We start from the raw sequence: 3,400 nt of genomic DNA on the forward strand, positions 1-3,400 counted from the left end.
ATGATAATTTCTCATCTTGGTATTATACCCAAAGAGAAAACAGCAATGTCGCAGAGTGTGAACTAAAAGAAATCACACCTTACAGCCCAACAAGGATCATTTCATGAGTCAGGACAAAATCGATATAAAGGATGTGACTCCTAAAATATTCAACCCCAAAACTCACAAAGGTAACGGTGACCGTTTTAACCCTAGCAACCGTATTTATGTGCGCGAAAGTAAAGGTACTTATCAACAACTCCGCCGCTATGGTGGCTGGTTTTTACTGCTGCTTTTTACTTTAGTACCGTGGATCTCTTATGGTGATCGCCAAGCGATTTTGCTCGACATCGGCCACCAGCAATTTAACTTTTTCGGCACCACACTTTACCCACAAGACCTAACTCTACTTGCCCTGTTGTTTATGATTGCGGCATTCGGCCTGTTTTTTATTACCACTTTTCTTGGCCGTGTCTGGTGTGGCTATCTGTGCCCGCAAACTGTGTGGACATTTATCTACATTTGGTTTGAAGAAAAACTCGAAGGCGCCGCCAATAAACGCCGCAAGCAGGACTCAGGAAAACTCACAGCTAATCTTGCTATAAGAAAAGCCATCAAACACATTGCTTGGCTGGCGATTGCACTCGGTACTGGTTTTACTTTTGTCGGCTATTTCGTCCCGGTACGCGAACTCGTGGTGAACTTTTTCACACTCGATGAAAGTTTCTGGCCCGTCTTCTGGGTACTCTTTTTCACCCTTTGTACTTACGGAAATGCAGGCTGGATGCGTTCGATCGTCTGCATCCATATGTGTCCTTATGCTCGCTTTCAGTCTGCGATGTTTGACAAAGATACCTTTATTGTTGGCTATGACAGCAAACGCGGTGAAACTCGTGGGCCACGCGCTCGTAAAGCCGATCACAAAGCACTCGGTTTAGGTGACTGCATTGATTGTGATTTGTGCGTACAAGTGTGTCCGACTGGCATCGATATTCGTGATGGCTTGCAGTACGAATGCATTAACTGCGGCGCTTGTATTGATGCGTGCGATACCACGATGGAACGTATGGGCTATGAAAAAGGGCTCATCAGCTATACCACGGAGCACCGCCTCTCCGGCCACCACACCAAAATACTCAGGCCTAAATTGCTCGGTTATGGCACGGTACTGCTGGTGATGTTTGGTTTATTCATCGCTCAAGTAGCCAGCGTTGATCCGGTCGGCTTAAGTGTATTGCGTGATAGAAACCAGCTATTTAAAACCAACAGCAATGGTGAAATTGAGAACACTTACACCTTGAAAGTCATCAACAAAACTCAGCAAACGCAAGAGTATAAGCTTGACGTGAAAGGGCTATCGGACGTCTCTTGGTATGGTAAACAAACCATTCAAGTCAAACCAGGAGAGGTATTGAACCTACCAACCAGCCTTGGCGTTGCTCCTGACAAACTCAGCTCTCCTATAGCGACGATTCAGTTTATACTCACGGACAGTAACCAATTCACGATAGAAGTTGAGAGCCGGTTTATTAATAAACTCTAACTTCGTAACGAATGGAAAAGGGCTCAGTAATGAGCCCTTTTTAATCATGACCAAAGCTTCTTTCCATTTTGATGCACTCACCCCTGATACCATGTGGTATGCCTTAGAAAGCATCGGCATTCGTGCTGAATCAGGATTTCTGGCACTCAACAGTTACGAAAACCGCGTTTATCAATTCATCGATGAAGAACGCCAACGCTATGTGGTGAAATTCTATCGACCTCAGCGCTGGAGTGTTGAGCAAATTCAAGAGGAGCACGATTTCACACGCGAGCTTTACGCGGCGGAAATTCCGATTGCTGAGCCATTGCTCATCAACGGTGCAACCTTACATCACTATCAGGGCTATCATTTCGCGCTGTTTAACAGTGTGGGTGGGCGGCAGTTTGAAGTGGACAATATGGACCAATTAGAAGGCGTGGGCCGATTTCTTGGACGCATTCATCACATCAGTGCCACTCGTACATTTGTTCATCGCCCGACCATCAGCTTAGATGAGTATCTTTATCAACCCAAACAGCTATTGGAAAATGCGTCCTTTATACCTCAGCACTTGCAAAATACCTTTTTCAGTGACTTATCGTTATTGATCAACAAAATTGAACAGCAATGGCCAGCAAAATCCGCGGCCATCCGCTTGCATGGTGATTGCCATCCAGGCAATATTTTGTGGCGAGATGGGCCCATGTTTGTCGATTTAGACGATGCTCGCAATGGACCAGCAGTACAGGATTTGTGGATGCTACTCAATGGCGAATTGCAAGATAAGCGAATGCAGTTGGACATTATCTTAGAGTCGTATCAAGAGTTTCACGATTTTAATCCAGCCGAATTGAAACTAATTGAACCGTTACGCGGTCTACGAATGGTGCATTACATGGCATGGTTGGCCAAACGATGGCAAGACCCTGCTTTTCCACTCGCCTTCCCTTGGTTTAATGACCCTAAATATTGGGAAAGCCAAGTGCTTGCGTTTAAAGAACAAATAGCAGCATTAGACGAGCCTACGCTCTCACTAATGCCACAATGGTAAGTCACCTTGAAGCAATAAATGGAGTACACAATGAAGAAGCTTTTTGCACTGGTTGCAACCTTACTGCTGAGCTTATCGGCTCATGCAGCCCAATTTAAAGAAGGTGAGCATTATAAAGTGCTTGATCTTGAACCCTCTAAAAATCCAACCGTGACGGAGTTTTTCTCCTTTTACTGCCCACACTGCAATACCTTTGAGCCGATCATCGCCCAACTGAAAAAGCAGCTCCCACAAGGGGTTACTCTGCAGAAAAACCATGTTTCTTTTATGGGTGGCTCTATGGGTAAATCAATGAGTAAAGCTTACGCCACCATGCTTGCCCTCAAAGTTGAAGACAAAATGGTGCCCGTGATGTTTAACCGCATCCACACGATGCGTAAACCACCAAGAGATGATGCGGATCTACGTCAAATCTTCCTAGACGAAGGTATTGATGCGGCAAAATTTGATGCCGCCTTTAATGGTTTTGCCGTCGATTCAATGGTGCGCCGCTTTGACAAACAGTTCCAAGAAAGCGGCCTTTCAGGTGTGCCTGCTGTCGTGGTTAACAATCATTATTTGGTGCAGGGACAAGGTGTTAAATCGACCAATGAATACTTCGAACTGGTCAATTACCTACTGACCAAGTAATCATTCCCAAATGAGGAGCACAACGGCTCCTCATTTTTACTTAATCAAGTTCAACCTTGCAGCGCTTTCTCATACAACCAATCTTGAAACACAAGCCATCGCAGCACAAAACTATGTATGCCTAAGACAAGGCTCACTCTTCATTCATAAAACGGTCAGATTAGTTTTATCGTGTCGTCATCCAAGTTTATTCATATACTTAACCACTATTGAAT

The 3,400-nt window shown here is 44.8% G+C and carries 3 protein-coding genes; all 3 read left to right on the forward strand.

Annotated features, from left to right (window positions below; genetic code table 11):
• Positions 1–103: 103 nt before the first annotated feature.
• From ccoG to B9J84_RS08950, 3 genes are read left to right on the forward strand one after another with little or no spacing between them, the layout of a single operon-like run.
• Positions 104–1,522 (forward strand): cytochrome c oxidase accessory protein CcoG, encoded by a 1,419-nt coding sequence (gene ccoG / locus B9J84_RS08940; RefSeq protein ID WP_017046352.1) that lies wholly within the window; start codon positions 104–106, stop codon positions 1,520–1,522.
• 46 nt (positions 1,523–1,568) lie between these two features.
• Positions 1,569–2,555 carry a serine/threonine protein kinase gene (locus B9J84_RS08945; RefSeq protein WP_026028515.1) on the forward strand — a complete coding sequence of 329 codons (987 nt, stop codon included), beginning with the start codon at positions 1,569–1,571 and terminating at the stop codon, positions 2,553–2,555.
• Positions 2,556–2,585: 30 nt separating this feature from the next.
• On the forward strand, positions 2,586–3,185 hold the full coding sequence (locus B9J84_RS08950; RefSeq protein ID WP_026028316.1) for a thiol:disulfide interchange protein DsbA/DsbL: 600 nt from the start codon (positions 2,586–2,588) through the stop codon (positions 3,183–3,185).
• Positions 3,186–3,400 lie beyond the last annotated feature (215 nt).

The sequence above is a fragment of the Vibrio sp. V03_P4A6T147 genome (assembly GCF_002241085.1).
In the GTDB taxonomy this organism is placed as follows: Bacteria; Pseudomonadota; Gammaproteobacteria; order Enterobacterales; family Vibrionaceae; genus Vibrio; species Vibrio anguillarum.